Raw genomic sequence first — 17814 nt, forward strand, 5'->3', positions numbered from 1 at the left:
TCGCACCGTCTCAGGCCGGCGTCGCGGCGAGCAGGTCGGCGACGCGCGCGCGCCGCCGCGCATCCGCCGCGTGCCATGCGGCGCGGCGCCGCCACTGGCGGTCCGCCGACTGCCGCAGCAGCGTGCGCGATCGCGCGAGTCCCGCGCCCGCCGCGCCGGGCCCGCCGCCGTAGGCGAGCCGTTCGGCCGCTTCTTCGATCGACGCGCCCGGCTGCCGCACGAAGCTGCCGAGCGCCGCGGCCGGATCTTCGTGCGCGTCGAGCGCCTGCGTGATCAGCGCGCCGATCTGGCGATGCGCGGCGTGGAAGCTGATGTCCGTCTCCCGGACCAGCGCGTTGGCGGCCTGCGTCGCGGTCACGAGCCCCGCCTCGGCCGCCGCGCGCATCTTCGCCGGGTCGCCCGTCACGCCGGTCACCATCAGCCGCAGCAGATCGCAGCTTTCGCCGAACGCCAGCACGGCGTCCGCGCACGGCGCGAGCATCTCGGTGCCGATCTCGACCGAATTGCTGAACGGCGTGCGCTGCGACGCGAACACCGCCGCGTTCAGCGCGCCCGCGACGTGCGCGAGCTTGCCCTTGACGATTTCCAGCAGGTACGGATTCTTCTTCTGCGGCATCAGCGACGAGCCGCCGCTCAGTTCGTCCGGCAGCGCGAGAAAATCGGTCTCGCGCATCGTCCAGAGCTGCAGGTCGTGCGCGAGCCGGCTCAACGTCGTCGACGCGATCGCGATCGCGGACAGGAAATGCAGCGCGAGATCGCGGCTCGCGACCGCGTCGAGCGCACTGTCGAAGCTGTGCGCGAAGCCGAGCAGCGCCGCGCTCACGTCCGGACGGATCGGAAAGTCGGTGCCGGCGCCCGCGCCCGCGCCAAGCGGGCAGACGGCGAGATCGTCGTCGAGCCGGTCGAGCGCCGCCTGGTCGCGCCGCAGCGCGGTCTCGACCGACCACAGGTAGTAGCCGAAGCTGCCGGGCTGCGCGGCCTGGTACTGGCTGTACGTGGGCAGCGGCCAGTCGAGCGTGTGCTGCGCCTTGTCGATGAGCGCCGCCCGGACGCGCCACAGCTTGCCGCCGCACGTATCGAACCAGTCGCGCGCGCGCAGCTTCGCGACGCACGCGTTGATGTCGTTGCGGGACCGCGCGGTATGCACCGCGCCGCCCGCGTCGATCCCGACCCGCTCGATGATCAACTGCTCGTACAGCGCATACGCGCCGCGCGGCGCGACGGCGTCGGCGATCGCGGCGAATTCCGCGTCGCGCTGCCGCGCGATTTCCGCGAGCACCGTCGCGGCCCGCGCACGATCGCAGATGCCGGCGTCGACGAGCATCAGCAGATGCGCCTCGTCGATCGCCGCGAACGCGTCGAGTTCGGCGAGCCGCTCGGCGCGCGACGCCGGCTTGCGTACGATCGAGAGCGCCTCCGGATGCAGCGTGCGGCGCAGCCGGCCGGTGCTCGCGCCCTCGCCGGCCGCGTCGGCGTCGCCGAGCACGACCGTCACGCGCCGATCGATGCCTTCGAGCGCGTGCGCGAGCGCGTCCGGATCGGCTGCGCTCGCGATGACGAGCGCGAGACGGTCGCGGAAATCGCCGGTCAGATCGACGCGCTGGCCGGGCTGCTTCAGCGGCATGAAGCGCATGCGCACCGCCGGGAAGCGGTCGTCCGGCTCGAACGACAGCGCCTTCAGCTCGCCGCGCCGCGCGGGCAGCACGAAACGGATCGCCGCGTGCTCGCGGCGGCGCGGGCCCAGGTCCGGCGGCGTGCCCGCATGCAGGTCGATCATCGCGCCGAGGACGTCGACGCCCGTCGCCCATTCGACCGCCTGCGGGATCATGCCGCCCGCGAGACGCGGATTGATTTCGATCACGACGACCTTGCCGCCGCTCACGCGGCATTCGACGTGGGCTGGGCCGAAGCGGTGGCCGGCCGCGTCGAGCGCGCGCAGTGTTTCGGCGACGATCGCATCGCGCTGCGCGGCGGATATCGGCGCGGGAAAATCGTGACCGCGCTCGACGAAGAACGGCAACGGCCCGAGATGCTTGCCGGTTACGCCGAGCACCGCATAGCCGCGCGCCGCGCCGAGTCCGACGACTTCGACCGAAAATTCCGGGCCTTCGACGAACGATTGCACGAGCAGTTGCGGCGCGACCGCGATGCCGCGCTCGTTGCTGCGCGCGCCGAGGATCCGGTCGCCGTGCGCGAGCATGTCGGCTTCCGTCTGCACGAGCCGCACGCCGACGCTGCCGGAGCCGAACGCCGGCTTCAGCACGCGCGGATACGTGATGCCGCGCGCCAGATCGCGCAGTTGCGTCCGATCGGACACGATCTCGGTGTCCGCCGTGCCGACGCCCGCGTCGCGCAGGCAGCGGTAAAGCCGGCCCTTGTCGCGGCAGGCGCGGATCGCGTCCGGGTCCGCCGCGGGCAGGCCGAAGCGCGCGGCCACGGTCGCGGCGGTTTCGATGTAGTACTCGGACGTCGAGAAAATCCCGCCGATCGCCGGATACGGCGCGAGCGCGTCGACGATCCGCTGCGGATCGGACGTATCGGCAACGAGCGGCACGACCCTCTCTTCCTGCAGGAACGGATAGAGCTGCGGCCGGCTCGTGACGAACAGCACGTCGTAGCCGCGCAGCAGCGCTTTTTGCAGACAGAGCCGGCCGGTGCCGGTGGTGTTGCTTTCGATGAATACGAAGGTCTTCACGATGAATGTGGCCGCCAAAGGTAAATCAAAACGCGACGCTCGCGGCGTCATGCGGCGGGCGCGGGCCGGACGTCGCGGATCTGCTCAAGCACGCTGCCCGCCGGACGCGAGCGGCCGGTCGCCTGCTCGAACGTGCGGCGCCCCCACTCGACGTACGCCCACGGGCCGGACGCGGCGTTCGGACTCACCGCCCGCACGGGCTCGGCGTCCGGCGCGGCGTCGACGCCGGCGCGCCCTTGCTCGCGCAGCCATGCGTCGTCATAGACGGTGTCGATGTAGCGATGCCCTTCGTCGGGCGCGATGAACACGATCGTCCTGCCGTCGTCGCGCTGCGCGCGCAGCCATTCGGCGACCATGAACGCCGCGCCGGACGTCGGCCCGCAATACAGCCCGTGCCGCCGGTGCAGCCGGCGCGTGCTCGCGAAGGCCTCGGCGGCCGACACCCAGTGCACCTGGTCGAAGCACGTGTGGTCGAGGTTGTTCGGATAGATCGAATTGCCGAGGCCGCGCAGCGCGCGCGGACCGACCGGCAGGCCGAACAGCACGCTGCCGAACGTATCGACGCCGACGAGCGGAATCGACGGATCGACCTCGCGCAGCGCCCGGATCGTGCCGCACGTCGACGCGCCCGAGCCGACCGTGCCGACGATCGCGAGACGCGTGCCGAACGTGCGGATCAGCTGCGCGGCGAATGCGCGATACGCGCGCTGGTTGTCCGGGTTGTCGTACTGCCGCGGCCAGAAGCCGCCGGGGTTGTCGCGCAGTTGCTCCTGCAGCGCTTCGAGCCTCAGCACCTGAACGTTCGAGCCGGTCGCGTTCGCCCCGACGATCTGCACGCGCCCGCCGAGCTGCCGCAGGCGCGCCTGCAGCCGTTCGTCGATCACCGCGTCGCTGACGATGTGAAACGGGATGCGCTTTTCCGCGCAGACGATCCCGATGCCCATCGCGAACGTGCCGCTCGACGTCTCGAGCACGGGCATCCCCGGATTCAGCTGCCCGCTCGCGATCGCGTGCTCGATGATGTACTTGGCGGGCACGAGCTTCATCAGCCGGAACGCGGCCGCGACGAGTCCCGGCCCGAGCCGGATCAGGTCGGGATGCTCGAGCGAGCCGGAGACGCTGTCGTACACCTGGACGGCGGGGCTGTCGATGGTGTGGGTCATGATGTCGTTCATGCGATCGATTGTTCGAGCATCCACAAATAGGCATCCGTCTCGGGGCTCGCGCCGCGCACCGCGCGCGGCCAGCGGGCGTCCCGCCACTCGTCCGCGAGCGCCGCCTTCGCGCGATCGTCTGCGCTGCGGTAGCGCCGGTAGACCCACTCGACGCCGCCCGCGATCGCGGCTTTCATTTCGTCCGCGAACTTGCTCGGCTCGAGCGAATGGCGCGGCAGCTCGACGTGCGACGGCGACGCGCCGCTTGCCGCTGCCGGCGAGACGCCGAGCAGTTCGAGCCGGCCGAGCGCGTTCTTGCGGATCTCAGTCAGGAAGGCCGCGCCGGCGGGCGACGTGATGCTCACGCGGTAATTGCCGGCGGCGACGTGCCCCGTGCCGCCGACCTTCGCGCCCGGCAGCCGGTAGTACGAGACCGTGCCGCGCTCGACGAGCACGAACTCGAGCCCGCGATAGCGCAGCATCGACGGATGGAAGAAGTCCGTGATCAGCCAGCGCGCGCCGTCGATCCGGTGAACCCAGTAATAGATGAGCGGATGGCCCGCGACCATCTCGCCGAACGCCGCCTCGAGGCGTTGCAGCTCGGCGTCGGTCAGCGGCTCGAACGGGGCTTCGCGGTACAGCAGGCGGCGCAGCAGCATCATGCTTCCTCCTTCGTGTCGAAGCAGCGCGCGACGACGAAGATCGCGCACGCGCACGCGGCGATCAGCGACGTCGCCGCCATCACCTTGTAGATCGCCAGGTACTGCGCGAGATAGCTGTAAAGGAAATACATCACGGCGATCGTGAGCGACATGCACAGCCCGATCAGCGACAGGAACGACGCGCGAATCCGGCTCGGCAGACGCTTGTTGAAGTACTCGTTGGCGACGACCGTGACGATCGGATTGATGATCATGACGAAGAAGAACCCGGTGAAGTCGACGGCCGCGACGTTGAAGAACATCGACGCGAGCACGACCGCGGTCAAGAGCGTGCTCGCGAGCACGACCGGATAGAAGCCGAGGAACGACATGGTCCGCTGCATGACGAGATAGACCACGCCGATCAGCATCTGCGCGGCGAAGAAGAACCACGTGATGTGCTCGACGCTGAATCCGTTCTCCTTGAAGAGCGCCTGGCTGAACGTGAAGAACGGCGTCGTGCAGGCCGCGAACACGGTAAAGCCGAGGATCGGCAGCGCGACGCTTCTCCAGTGTCCGCGGATGAACGCGAACAGCTCCTTCGTCACATCCTTGCGCCCCGCGTGTTTTTCCGTCGCGGCCTCGGGCGGCTCCATCGCGAAGCACCACGCGGCGAGCGCCGCCGCGTAGATCGCGAAATACGCGGCGTAGACCGCGTTCCAAGACACCTTCTGGAGCAAGCCGCCCGCGAGCACGGCGAACGCGCCGGAGATCAGGCCGAGCGCGTTCGCGCGCAGCTGCACCCGGTTGAAATGCGAGACGCGGCCGTCGACGACGAGGCTGTCGTAGAGGAGCGCGGTGTCCGAGCCGTACACGAGCGCGAGCGCGACGCCGAGGAGCGCGTACAGGCAGACGAACGGCGCGAAGCCGTCGCTGACGATCACGCCGAGCGCGTACACGCAGTACGCGACGAGCCCGAGCAGCACCGAGCGCTTGCGGCCGAACGCATCGCCGAACATGCCGGCGGGCACTTCGGTCACGATGTTCGCGAGAAAGAACACGCCCTGCAGGATGCCGATCTGATACGCGTCGAACCCCTTGTGCATCAGGAAGATCACGAAGATCGCGCGATCGATGATCGCGAGCGTCAGCACCCGGTACGCGAGATAGATGCGCTCGTTTCGCGCGCTGAGCGCGTACCCGGCGGCGACGGCGCTCGGCGCTTCCGCGACGGATTCAGAAAATGGCATGGTCGTCCTTGCCGAAGCGGAGCGGAAGCGGTTCGGCCGCGCGTGCGCGGCGGCTATTGGATCGTGTCATAGACCTTTACGGCTCCGTATCCCGAGAGCGCATCGATCGCCTGCGCGAGGTTGTCGCGGTGGCCCGGCCGGCCGGTGTCGTACAGGATGCCGATGCACGTGCCGCTGTGCGCCGTCACGAGTCCGATCCCCCGCGTCGCCTTGCACACGTCGTGAACCGCGGCCAGATGGCGCTTCGGGTTGATCTTCTGGTTGATGTACGCGCTGCGGGTCGACACACTGCCGATCTCGTCGAGATCGCGCGCGCCGAACGCCGCCACGATCCGATCGAGCAGCTCGTTGAACTCGCCGCGATGCTCGACGTTGTGCCGATGCGCGCGGTCGCGGCGGTGATACTCGAGCGTGTCGATCGTGCCGCCCTCGTCGAGCGACAGGATCTGGATGCCGGACAGGCGCCCGAGTCTCGACCACAGCACCCCCTTGCGCTGCAGGTAGACGACCGATTCCGCGAACATCACGCCGTCGGTCGGCTCGATGCCGCTCATGTCGCGGCACAGCTCGCCAAGCGGCAGCTCGCGGCCCATATAGACCTCGATCGCGCGCGCGGTCGCGAGCAAGTCGGCGGACGAGCTGCTGAGCCCCTTGCCGATCGGGATGTCGCAATCGATGTAGAACGTCCCGCCGACGTTGTGCCCGTAGCGCCGGAGGATCACCTTCGCGAGCGCCGCGGCCTTCGTCTTGCCGCTCGGGTGCGTGACGATCTCGGTGCTGCCGTGGTCCGGCACGAACGTGCTCACCGAATACTTCTGGATCGGCAGCGTGACGAGAAAATCGGCGTCGTCCTCGTGCAGCACGCCCTGCAGCAGTTCGCCGAACGAGCAGTACGAGATGCCCGACGCCGTTCGGGCGGCCGGGATGAATGAACGCATGGGCTCCGACATGGTCAGCGCTCGCTCGGTCATCGGCCGGGCTGATGCGCGTCCAGCATCGAGCGAAGCCGCGCGAGCAGTTCGCCGAGCGCCTGGTCGCCGCACGAGCCGTACGAATTCTTGCGCGCCACCATGTCCTCGACGGTAATGCCGCCGATGTCGTCGCCGAACAGCGGGCTCGCCTCGGCGAACGTCGCATGAGGCAACGCCGACACGTCGACGCCGCGCGCATCCGCCGTCTTCACCAGCTCGCCGACGACCCGATGCGCTTCACGGAACGGCATTCCCTTTCGGACCAGATAGTTCGCGTACTCGGTCGCGATGATGTGCCCGCCGATCGTCGCCTGCCGCATCCTGTCGGGCACGGGCGCCATCGTGCGGACGAGCTCGGTCAGGATCGCGAGCGACTTCATGCAGTTGTCGAGCGCGGCGAACCACGCGGTCTTGTCCTCCTGCAGATCCTTGTTGTAGCCGAGCGGCAGCGCCTTCAGGAGCGCCATCAGGCTCATCGCATTGCCGATCACGGACGCCGCCTTGCCGCGCACGAGCTCCGGCACGTCAGGGTTCTTCTTCTGCGGCATGATCGAGCTGCCGGTGCAGTAGCCGTCCGCGAGCGCGATGAAACCGAACTCCTGGCTCGTGAACGAAATGAGCTCCTCCGACAGCCGGGACAGATGGATCATCAGATTCGCCGCATGCGCGCCGAATTCGACCAGATAGTCGCGGTCGGACACCGAATCGATGCTGTGCAGCGTCGGCTCCTTGAAGCCCAGCAGCGACGCCGAGCGCCGGCGGTCGATCGGCAGGCTCGTGCCGGTCGACGCGCAGGCGCCGAGCGGGCACTGATCGGCGCGCGCGAGCGCGTCGACGAAACGGCTGCGGTCGCGATCGAGCATCACCACGTAAGTCGCGAGCCAGTGCGCGTAATACGTGAATTCGGCGCGTTGCAGATGCGTGTACGACGGCATCACGAGCCCGCCATGATGCTCGCCGTGCTCGAAGAGCGCGCGTTGCAGCGTGTCGATCGCGTCGATCAGTTCGCGCGTCGAGCGCATGAAGTAGATGCGCTGCGCGCTCGCCTGCTGATCGTTGCGGCTGCGCGCGGTATGCGTCTTCTTGCCGAGCTCGCCGACCTTGTCGACCAGCAGCGTCTCGAGGTTCATGTGGATGTCCTCGAGCGCGGGCGACAACTGGATCTCGCCCGCGCGCCACGCGGTGCGGATCTCGTCGAGCGCGCGCGCGAGCGCCTCGTGCTCCGCCGTCTGAAGCAGGCCGACGGCGTGCAGCATCTCGACGTGCGCGGCCGTGCCGTCGATGTCGGCTTCGAAGAGCCGCGCCTCGAGCGGCAGGCTCGTGTTGAACGCCACCAGGCTGTCGGTCATCGACTGGCTAAAGCGCCCGGCCCACGGATTCGCCATCGGATTGCTCATGCGCCGGCTCCCGATTTCGCGGCGCGCGCGGCTTCGATGCCGATGCGCAGGCCGAGCGTGTTCAGGAAACCCGTCGCGTCCTCGCCGCTGATCGCGCGGCCCGCGTGCAGCGTCACGAAATCGCGCGAATAGAGCGACTGCTCCGATTCGACCGCGGACGCCGTGCACGAACCCTTGTAGAGCTGAACCTTCACGTCGCCGCTCACGTATTTCTGCGATGCGTCGATGAGCGCCTGCAGGCACAGCCGCTCGTCGCTGAACCACAGGCCGCGGTAGACGATGTCGCCGTAGTCGTCGGACACGAGGTTGCGCAGGCGCTCGACGTCGCGGCCGAGCGTGATCTTCTCGAGCTTGCGATGCGCGGCATGCAGGATCGTCAGCGCGGGATTCTCGAACACGCCGCGCACCTTCAGGCCGTTGATGCGGTTCTCGATGATGTCCTGGAAGCCGACGCCGTTGCGGGCGCCCACCTCGTTCAGCCGCTCGATCAGCTCCACCGGCCCGAGCGCCGCGCCGTCGACGGAGACGGGCACGCCCTGGCGGAAACCGACCGTGATCGTCTCGACCGCATCCGGCGCATCGGTGGGCGGCGTGATCCAGTTCACGTCGAGCCAGTTGAACTCGTTCGCGACGCTTTCCAGATAATCGCCTTCCGTCGTGATGTGCACGAGGTTCTCGTCGTGGCTCAACAGATTGTCCGGACGGCTTTCGACCGGAATGTTGTGCTGCTGGCAATACGCGAACAGATCCTCGCGCGATTGCAGCGACCAGATGCGCCACGGCGCGACGGTCGGCAGATCGGGCGCGAGGATCTTCGCGGCCATCTCGAAGCGCACCTGATCGTTGCCCTTCTGCGTGCAGCCGTGCGACAGGCAGTCGACGTCATGCTTGCGCGCGTACTCGATGAGCCCCTTCACGATCGCCGGCCGGGCGAGCGGCGTGCCGAGCAGATAGTCACGCTCGTACGAGGCGTTCGCCTTCAGCGCGGGGAACACGAAATCGCCGATGAACGTCTCGCGCAGATCCTCGATGACCAGCTCATCCGCGCCGGCGATCGCCGCGCGGCGCTTCATCCGCTCCCAATCCTCTTTCTGCCCGAGGTTCGCGCAATAGGCGGTGACGCGGCAATCGAAATGCCGCTTCAGGAAATGCAGCGCGGTGGACGTGTCGAGACCGCCGGAATAAGCGAGGAGAATGTGTTTGGGTTTCATGTCAAATCTTCCGTGATGGATGGGTTCGCCGCCTCGTCGACTAGCCGACGAGGTAGTTGTCGCGCTTGCCGCGAATCTGGTTGACGTTGTCGGCCAGTTCCGAGAATTCGATGCCGATGCTGTATTTCTTGCCGTCGATCTTCATCACGCAACCGCCGCTGCCGCGGAAACAAAACACGCGCAGGAGATCGATGAGCTCGCGCGCGACGTAGGTCGCGTTCGGATCGATCTCCATCGCCTCGTTGGTTTCGGTGATCTTCTTGCGCGTGCCGTTGTGCCGCTGCCGGAACAACTGATAGGTGCCGCTTTCGATGCTCGGCCAGGTCGTCTGGAACAGCTCGACCGATGCGTCCATGTGCTTGTCGTAGATGACGTCGCCCGTGTCCGTTCCGTCGATCAGCACGCGCTTCTGGCTGATGACCGGCCCCGCGTCGACCGCCGACACGATCCGGTGAATGCTGACGCCGGCCGGCGTGCCGTCGAGCACGGCCCACGCGTAGTAATAGAAGCCCTTGTTGTACGGCAGATAGCCCGGATGCAAATTGATCGAATCCTTCGTCGGCAGCTCGATGAAGCGATCGTCGAGGATGTAGTCGAAGTAGATCGAAACAATGAAGTCCGGCGCGAGCGGCGCGATCAGCTCGTCGAAGCGGGCGCGCGCATCGAGGATCTCGATCGGCGGAATGCCGTGCCGCTTGCACACCTCGACGATTTCGTCGAGGTGCGTCGCATTCGCTTCGGGATGGACGATTGCGCCGACGACCTCGACGCTCGCCCTATTTGCCAGATATTTGAGCGTTTCCAGCCCTGCGACGTTGTCGACGCAGAGCAGGACTTTCTCGCGAGTCATGTCATTCATGTAGGAATCCTATTCGGATCGCGCACGAAAGCGCGTCGAGCCGTTGATCGGATCAGTCAGCGATCCGCGCCGCGATACTTGAGGACGTAGCAGATGCCGAAACCGGACGGGTCCGCCTTCGGGCTCGTGACCTCGTCCCGGACGACGTCGTAGCCCGATTCCGCGAAGATTGCGTCCCACTCGCGTTTCGGCAGCAGCAGCTGATTGGTGAACGGATGAAGCAGGAAATACGGGTTGTAATACCCGCGGCCCATCGGCGACTGCATGACTTCACGGTTGTCGATGTCGTAGTCGACTTCCATCACCATCAGGTAGCTGTCGGCGAATTTCCGGCCCAGCTTGCGCAGATACTCGATGAACGCCGGCCGGCCGATCTGCGCGATGATTTCCTGCAGCACGAAGCCGAACAAGATGAAATCGGGCTGCTCGTCGATCTCGTAATCCAGCGCGTCGACGTTGACGAGACGCACCTGCTCCTGCAATCCCATTTCCGCGACCTTCTTCAGGCCGGCCTCGTACGCGCTCGCATCCGGCTCGATGCCGATCGCCTTGATGTCGCCCAGCTCTTTCGCGAGCGTGCACAGGTAGAGCGCGTTGCCGCAGCCGAAGTCGACGATCTGCTTCGCATCCGGCTTCACGGACTCGATGAAAGCCTTGGTGATCGGAATCGTGTCGTACTTCGAAATCTGGCAACTGCCGATGCCAACCCACTTGCCGTCGCGCTTGTAGCCGTCGATGCCTTCCTTCAGCATCGCGCCGATATTCGAGAAGATGCTGTCGTAGCCGCCGATCAGGATGTTGAACCAACCTTCGTAGTGTTTGATGCGGGAGCCGTAATCGGACAGCCGGAACGACGCCGCGCCCTCGCGCCCTTCCTTGACGAGCAGCCCTTCGACGGTCAGATACTCGAACACGGTGCGCAGCAGGTACGGATCGAGCGAACGGCCGCTCGCGATTTCGTCGAGGGCCTTGCCCGCGAGCAGATCGTCGAACACGCCGAGCTTGAGCATCTGGAAGATCACCTTCGCGCCGACGAAGCCTTTCACATAGTCGAGCGTCTTGAACATTTCGGGCTGGAACCAGCGCGAATCCAGAATTTCTTCGACAGACAGGTCGTCTTCGTGCGCTTGCGCACGAACGAGCGTTGCAGCGGTCATGGAGTCACCTTATGAGTGGTCGGAATATTCGGCCAGCGCCGCGAGCAACCGATCGTTGTCTTCTTCACGGCCGATGCTGATCCTGATGTGGTGATGAAGTCCGAACTGGCCGGCGTCTTTCACCTGAATGCCCCGTTCGCGCAGGAACTGCAGCGTGCGCTCGCCGGCGGCGTTTTTGACGAGAATGAAATTGGCTTCGGATGACGCGACGCGGTAGCCGAGCTCGCGCAGCGCATCAGCGACGCGGCGACGCTCCGCGAGCGTCTTCGCGATGTGCGCTTCGCGTGCATGATCGTTGTCGAGCGCGGCTTCAAGGGCATGCAGATCGAGCGTGCCGACGTTGCAGAACCACTGCTTGCGCTTCATCGACGCAATCAGCTCGCTTGGCCCGAACAGCGCGCCGAGCCGCAAACCGGCGAGACCGTAGGATTTCGAGAACGAGCGAAACACCAGTTCGTTCTCGCCGTAAGCCAGGCCGCGTGCGCGAAACGACGAATAATCGACGTAGGTTTCGTCGATCAACAGCCTGCCCGCGCGCCGCCTCAATTGATCGAGCTCGCCGGCCGTCAGCGCCTGGCCGGTCGGATTCGACGGATTGGCGAGTACGACGCAATCGTTGCTCGACACTTGCGCGAGATCGTCCGGTTTCAACAGCAGATCGTCGGTCAGACCGATTTCGAAGCGCTGGAGCCCGCTGACGGCAATCCGCGCGCGATAGCCGTCGAAACCCGGCCACGCGGTGACGAATCGCATCGACGAAAACTCGGCGCTGACTCGATCGAAGCATTCGTCGATGCCGCGCACCAGCATCAGGTTGTCCTCGGGACAGCCGAAATGCTCGGCGAGCTTTTGCATGATGCTCGTTTCGGCGTCGAACGGGTAGCGATTGATCCGAGCGGCCGCGGCCGCGATCGCGGCCCGCACACGCGGCTCCACCGCTTCCGGGTTTTCATTGAACGCCAGACAGACGGCTTCCGTGGATGCCCATGCTTCCAGCCGTACTTCGGTATCCTTCGCTTCGCCAACGCTCACGATTTCATCCTTGCCGGTTCTAATGATTGTCGTTTCTTGCCTGATGCATCGTGCGGATGGAATCAGCGCGGCGGCGGATTCAGTCCGGCCCGCTCGTTTTCCATGCCCTTCCAGCGCCAGCCCTCGAACGCGCGCTTCACGTATTCGGTGAAGAACTCGGGCACCAGGCTGAACAGCTGCGGATACGTGATGAAGAACGTGCTGATGGAAATCGAAATATCCATCGAGATCACGCAATGTCCCCAGTTGCGCGGAATGTGCAGCGTCTCGCCCGGTTCGATGATCGCCTGGTACGGCGTGCAGTGCCGATAGTTCGGATAGCGCTCGAGATCCGGCTTCTCGAAATCGACCGGGCTGAACGTCTCGCGCTCGAACTGGCCGATATAGAGGTTCTTGCTGACCTGGTCCGGCGGAAACAGGTACACCATCTTCCGGCCCACGACCTGCGTCAGGAAATTCGGCATCGGATCGGTATGGGTCGGCGTGTGCGTGCCGGCCGGCCCGATCCACAGGTACGAATCCATGTGCGCGCCGGGAATGTGCTCGATATGCCCCTGCACATACGGATGCGGCGCGAGATCGATGCGCAGGTTCGGAAAGCTCTTGCGAAACGGATGCGACGCCATGTAGTACATATGATCCGGCTTCGTCCGCAGGATGTGGATCAAGTCCTTCAGCTTGAGCTCCTGGAAGCGCAGGTGCTTGACGTAACCTTGCGGGCTGTTGTTGCCGGGCCCGCGCTCGTCAGGCTGAAAGCTCTCGACGCCGATGATCTCGTCGCCGAAATTGTTCTCGAAGTAGTCGAGCGACCATTTCTGCATGGCCGGCCACGCATCGAGCGCCCTCGCGATCTTCACCGGACGCTCTTTTTTCAGGTAATGCTTGCGGAAGTCCGATACCTTGGGTCGAACCAGCGTTTCAATAGGCAGAATTTCATCGTACGGCATAGTCGATTCCCGAGCCCGAATGTTGATTGAGATGCTCGCGGACGCTGGCAGGAACCATGTCCGTCCATAGTTGCTCGATGCGTTGCAGGCACTGCTGCTTCGCCGCAGGTTCGCCGACCGTTTCCCAGCCGGCGGGAAGGCTTCGCCCATCCATCCAGACCGAATACTGGCCCTCATTATTTCGCACCACGAAATACAATTCGTCGTCCATAACTGATTCCCAGGGAAAGCAAGGTGAAGTGCCGGGTTTTTGCCGTGGCGGCGCGCAGGTGAAATCGCGCGAAACCACTGGCTGGAAAGACGCGCCGGATGTACTGTCTCGACATCGCTCGGATGCAAGTCCGCGACCACGCCCAACGCATTAAGTGCTTCATCGAATTAAGTATTTCTGCTGCGGGAATTGCCCCCTGAACTAACCTGATATCTGGTTATTGGGCATGCATTTTTCAATGCACTTTCATCTTCAAGGCACGAATAGAATTAGGCATAACTTCTCACGTGTCAAGCAATTTTGCGGCAAGGTGTCCTGCTTTATTTCAAACAGTAGCGCATACCTGACAAATATTACGGGCGCAAAATTTACACACGGACGGCGCAAAGATTTCATTAACGGATGACAACCAGGAAGCGCGGCGCTTGCGGAGACCGATGCTTATGTTGCTCGCCGTCCGCTTTGAAGATTCAGCCAGCGCTTGCTTGCCATCCGTTATCCCAGATATCGAAGTGTCGATCTATATCCATGAATCAAAACGTTATTTCCACGTCGCACACGTGCCAAATCAATCTTGCCGACTGGACTCCAGATTCGCGTGCCCGCTTATTAATTAAGCACGCACGTTATGCAAAATGTTGAGTTTCGTTATGCCGATGACGCCCAGAAATTTTTACCGAACAAGCGTTGATTTAAAAAAACATGTCAACCTAAAACGGATGTGTAAGTCTCATCGACATCACCAGAGTCATCCGAAATTCGCTTGTATGAAATAGTTTCTATAAAACGAATAGATTTGCCGATTATTTTGCGGCTGTTTTATCATTGCAATGAAGGCAACTAATTGCGCGTTCGAAATGGGCGGCTCCACTCGGCGCCCCGCTGCCCGACTGCAAAATGGGACGCGCGTTTCGCGACATCGAACCCGGGAGCTCTTACACGCATGCACGTTTCGATCGATACGTCCACCGAAGCCAACTCCCAGACACCGGATTGTCATGATGTCGATTCAGACGTAAGCACGCTCGATATGCCGGGAAGCGCCGATCTGAATCGGATTGCCGGAACTGTCGACGGCGGTGCGGCGAACGTCGAGCGAATCGCTCCGCTCACCCGCACGCTGGAGCGGATGCTGGCGCGCCATCTGCTCGATCGATGCGGCGACGGCCCGTTGACGGCGGCGCACGTCACGCTCGGCTCACGGGCCCATCTCGATGCGTTGCTGGACGCATTGCAGCGCGCAACGGATCGGCACGCGAGTCTGCGAACGGGCATCTTTTGGGAACGCCTGCGGCGGCCGATGCGAGTCACGCTTCGCCAGGTTCGCCTGCCGGTGCATATGGCCCGGCTCGATCCCGACCTCGATCCCGCCGCGCAGTTGGCGGCGCTGGCCGCCCTGCCCGGCATGTGCATCGACGTGCAACGTCCGCCGTTGCTGCTCGCGTGCATCGCTCGCATCCCCGGCGGCGGGCAATGGTTGTTGCGGCTCGTGGCAGCCCCGATTGTGACCGGTATCGACACGCTCGATGCACTGCTCCGCGAAGCGGCGATTGACGGCGAACGAGCGCACGGATCGGCGCCATTTCATTGGATTGCCGAGACGGACATCGCAGTGCGCGGACGCGAACCAGCGTCGTCGCCGATCGCAGGCGCGGTTTCGCTATCGAACAACGTATCGCGCGATTCCGATGCGGGTTTCGCGTCGCCCGTCGAAGCGCGCATCGCCGCGATCGTGGCCGATCTGCTAGGTGTCGCGCATTGCAGACCGCAAGACGATTGCTTCGCGCTCGGACGAACGTCGTTGCAAGCGCTTCAACTGGCGCTTCGCATCCGCGATGCGTTGCATATCACCGTGCCGATCGAGCAGATCTTCGCGTGTCGGACCATCGTCGAGCTTGCCGCGTACGTCGAACGACTGCGGTCGCGGGACGTACGCGACGACGTCCCGCAGGCGCCGACCGGCGAAAAGCTGGCGGGCACGCGCGCCCAGGCGCGCACAGATGCGGATCGAACGGATTGCCTGCTCGTCGTTCAAGCAGGCTGCGCCGAGCAGACGCCGGTGTTCTGCATCCCCGGCGCTGGCGCCAGCGTCGCATCGTTCGTTCCGCTCGCGACCATGCTGCGCGCCGACGTGCCGGTATATGGCCTGCAGCCTCGCGGCCTGGACGGCCAGCGCCAGCCGGACCGGTCGGTCGAGGCGGCCGCGCGCCGGTACGCGCGGGCGATTCTGGATGCAAATCCGACGGGACCGCCGCGCATCGTCGGCCACTCGTTCGGCGGCTGGGTCGCGCTCGAAACGGCGCGGCAGCTGGACAGCATGGGAACGCGCTGCGCCCCGCTCGTCCTGCTCGATTCGATTCCGCCGCCCGCCCTGCAGGCATGGCGCGCTCCTTCCGATGCAGACATGCTGCGCACGCTGATCGGATTGCTCGAGCAGGCCGCCGGCGCGCCATCCGGGATCACCGACGCAGAAATCACTCGTTGCGCGGCCGCGGGCGACGATGCACGGGATGCGTTCGTCCATGCCTACATGGTGCGGGCCAAGCTACTGTCACCGCGTGCGCCTGTCGCATCGGTGCGGCATCTGCGGCAGGTGTTCGAGGCCAATTTGAGCACCTGCTACGCGCCGCGCGGCCGATACGCAGGCGACGCGACGGTGATCGTCGCCAACGGCGATCGCGACGCGGGCGGCATGGTGCCGGCGTTCGGATGGACCGCGCTGATCGAGCGAATCGACGCGGTCGTGACGCCGGGCAATCACATGAGCATGCTCGCGGCGCCATATGTTCGTCACGTCGCGCTGACGATGAAGGATGTGTGGCGAATGACCTGAATCTGCGCGGCAGTGAGTGCTAAGCGATGCAATGTCGGTTCGTGGACGATATTCGCCGGTCGATACCGGCGCGCCGCGATTTGCGCCGGCCCGCTTGATCGGTACTCGAAATACGCGACTGACCGGCACCGGGAATGGACGTCGCCAGCATCGAGTCGAGCGGCAGACGATCGCGATGCATCCGTCCAACGATCGCATCGAAGCTCGGCCGCGCGGCCGCCCCGCCAGCCTCGCCCGCCCATGCGCGCCTCCACGCGCCCGCGACGCACGTCCACCGAAACCGCCTCACCAATGCAGATGCAACACGTCGGCATCGCATGCCGACACATGCGTGCCGAATCTCCGGCTTTCGCGCTCGAGCACCGCGTGCAGCCAGGTCTTCGCTTCGGCGCTCGCGTGCTGCAGCCGCAGGTTGCGAATCCGCATCGGCACCACCGACAGTTCGACGAGCGCCCCGCTGTCCGCGTCGAGCACCGGAAAGTACATCAGCGTGAGATCCGGCCGAAATTGCTGATGGCCGTGGATGCCTTCGTAGTCGTTCAGAAAATCGCCGCAACCGTAAAGAACCAGCCGCCCTCGGTATATCTCGATCCCTTTGACGTGGTGCGACGAATGGCCGTAGACGATGTCGGCCGCGCCCGTGTCGATCAGCCGGTGCGCGAACGCGTGCTCGTCGTCGTCGATCTCGAATCTCCAGTTGCCGCCCCAATGGAGCGAAACGATGACGAGGTCCCCTGCGCGCCGCTGCGCCGCGATCCGTTCGCCGATCAGCGTCGCGCGCTCGGACGACAGATTCGCAAGATAGTTCAGGCCGCTGCGCCGTGCAGTCGCGGCCCACGACGGCGGCACGCCGCTCGTCTCGACCGCATACGCGTAGACGCGGATTCGGCGTCCGTTCGGCAGGTCGAGCGTGGCCGGCTCGGCGGCGCGCGCGTCGTCCTCGCCGGCGCCGGTGGTCCGGATGCCGGCCTGATGCAGCGTCTCCAGCGTGTCGGCGAGGCCGGCATGCCCCCAGTCGAGCGAATGGTTGTTCGCGAGCACGCAGCAGTCGATGCGTGCGCTCGACACGCAGTTGATGTTGCGCGGATGCATCCGATATAGAACCGATTTGTCCGGCCAATGGTCGTCGCTCGTCGTGACCGCGGTCTCCAGATTGATGATCCGCGCGTGCGGCCGCATACGGTCGAACTCCGCGAGCGCCTCGCCCCACGGATACGCGTAGTCGACGCACGCGGGCAGCTTGCCGTTTGCGAGCTCGGCCAGGCGCACGTAGTCGCGCGCCGACCGGCAATAGCATTCGTATAGCTGCGGATCGCACGGGTGCGGCAGGATCTGGTCGATGCCGCGGCCCGTCATCACGTCGCCGCAGAGGAAAAGGCGCACGCGAGCGTCGCGCGTGTCGTCGGCTTCATTCATCGCATCAACGCGCGAACCGATCCGGTTCGCGCGCCTCCCA

The 17814-nt window shown here is 65.1% G+C and carries 14 protein-coding genes; 1 reads left to right on the forward strand and 13 read right to left on the reverse strand.

Annotated features, from left to right (window positions below; translation table 11 throughout):
- Positions 1 to 10: 10 nt before the first annotated feature.
- The 12 genes from WS62_RS13430 to WS62_RS13485 all read right to left on the reverse strand — a co-directional run bounded on the left by WS62_RS13430 (position 11) and on the right by WS62_RS13485 (position 13525).
- Positions 11 to 2713: a lyase family protein gene (locus tag WS62_RS13430; RefSeq protein WP_066571405.1), complete on the reverse strand. Its 2703-nt coding sequence runs from the start codon at positions 2711 to 2713 to the stop codon at positions 11 to 13.
- 29 nt (positions 2714 to 2742) lie between these two features.
- Positions 2743 to 3870, reverse strand: coding sequence for a cysteine synthase family protein (locus tag WS62_RS13435; RefSeq protein WP_066571406.1), 1128 nt, complete (start codon positions 3868 to 3870; stop codon positions 2743 to 2745).
- Positions 3867 to 4508 (reverse strand): hypothetical protein, encoded by a 642-nt coding sequence (locus WS62_RS13440; RefSeq protein WP_066571468.1) that lies wholly within the window; start codon positions 4506 to 4508, stop codon positions 3867 to 3869. The genes WS62_RS13435 and WS62_RS13440 overlap by 4 nt, the downstream gene beginning before the upstream one ends.
- Complete coding sequence (locus tag WS62_RS13445) at positions 4508 to 5740, reverse strand: MFS transporter (RefSeq protein ID WP_066571408.1); 1233 nt, start codon at positions 5738 to 5740, stop codon at positions 4508 to 4510. The genes WS62_RS13440 and WS62_RS13445 overlap by 1 nt, the downstream gene beginning before the upstream one ends.
- A 53-nt stretch (positions 5741 to 5793) precedes the next feature.
- A complete protein-coding gene (locus WS62_RS13450) occupies positions 5794 to 6678 on the reverse strand; it encodes a GHMP family kinase ATP-binding protein (RefSeq protein ID WP_066571473.1) in 885 nt (294 codons plus the stop codon).
- A 29-nt stretch (positions 6679 to 6707) separates the two neighbouring features.
- Positions 6708 to 8108 (reverse strand): argininosuccinate lyase, encoded by a 1401-nt coding sequence (gene argH / locus WS62_RS13455; protein WP_066571410.1) that lies wholly within the window; start codon positions 8106 to 8108, stop codon positions 6708 to 6710.
- On the reverse strand, positions 8105 to 9319 hold the full coding sequence (locus WS62_RS13460; protein ID WP_066571413.1) for an argininosuccinate synthase: 1215 nt from the start codon (positions 9317 to 9319) through the stop codon (positions 8105 to 8107). Before WS62_RS13460 ends, argH begins: the two co-directional genes overlap by 4 nt.
- A gap of 40 nt (positions 9320 to 9359) precedes the next feature.
- Positions 9360 to 10178 carry a formyltransferase family protein gene (locus tag WS62_RS13465; RefSeq protein ID WP_066571414.1) on the reverse strand — a complete coding sequence of 273 codons (819 nt, stop codon included), beginning with the start codon at positions 10176 to 10178 and terminating at the stop codon, positions 9360 to 9362.
- 56 nt (positions 10179 to 10234) lie between these two features.
- Positions 10235 to 11335 carry a methyltransferase family protein gene (locus WS62_RS13470; protein ID WP_066571415.1) on the reverse strand — a complete coding sequence of 367 codons (1101 nt, stop codon included), beginning with the start codon at positions 11333 to 11335 and terminating at the stop codon, positions 10235 to 10237.
- 9 nt (positions 11336 to 11344) lie between these two features.
- Positions 11345 to 12367 (reverse strand): pyridoxal phosphate-dependent aminotransferase, encoded by a 1023-nt coding sequence (locus tag WS62_RS13475; RefSeq protein WP_066571416.1) that lies wholly within the window; start codon positions 12365 to 12367, stop codon positions 11345 to 11347.
- A gap of 62 nt (positions 12368 to 12429) precedes the next feature.
- Complete coding sequence (locus WS62_RS13480) at positions 12430 to 13314, reverse strand: cupin-like domain-containing protein (protein ID WP_066571417.1); 885 nt, start codon at positions 13312 to 13314, stop codon at positions 12430 to 12432.
- Positions 13301 to 13525 carry an MbtH family protein gene (locus WS62_RS13485; protein WP_066491172.1) on the reverse strand — a complete coding sequence of 75 codons (225 nt, stop codon included), beginning with the start codon at positions 13523 to 13525 and terminating at the stop codon, positions 13301 to 13303. Before WS62_RS13485 ends, WS62_RS13480 begins: the two co-directional genes overlap by 14 nt.
- A gap of 943 nt (positions 13526 to 14468) precedes the next feature.
- Between WS62_RS13485 and WS62_RS13490 the strand changes: the two genes are divergently transcribed.
- Positions 14469 to 16358 (forward strand): thioesterase domain-containing protein, encoded by a 1890-nt coding sequence (locus WS62_RS13490; protein WP_066571419.1) that lies wholly within the window; start codon positions 14469 to 14471, stop codon positions 16356 to 16358.
- A gap of 285 nt (positions 16359 to 16643) precedes the next feature.
- Here WS62_RS13490 and WS62_RS13495 read toward each other — a convergent pair whose 3' ends face one another.
- Positions 16644 to 17774 (reverse strand): CapA family protein, encoded by a 1131-nt coding sequence (locus WS62_RS13495; protein WP_066571474.1) that lies wholly within the window; start codon positions 17772 to 17774, stop codon positions 16644 to 16646.
- Positions 17775 to 17814: the final 40 nt, after the last annotated feature.

Origin of the sequence: Burkholderia sp. ABCPW 14 (genome assembly GCF_001523835.1) — a bacterium.
In the GTDB taxonomy this organism is placed as follows: domain Bacteria; phylum Pseudomonadota; class Gammaproteobacteria; order Burkholderiales; family Burkholderiaceae; genus Burkholderia; species Burkholderia mayonis.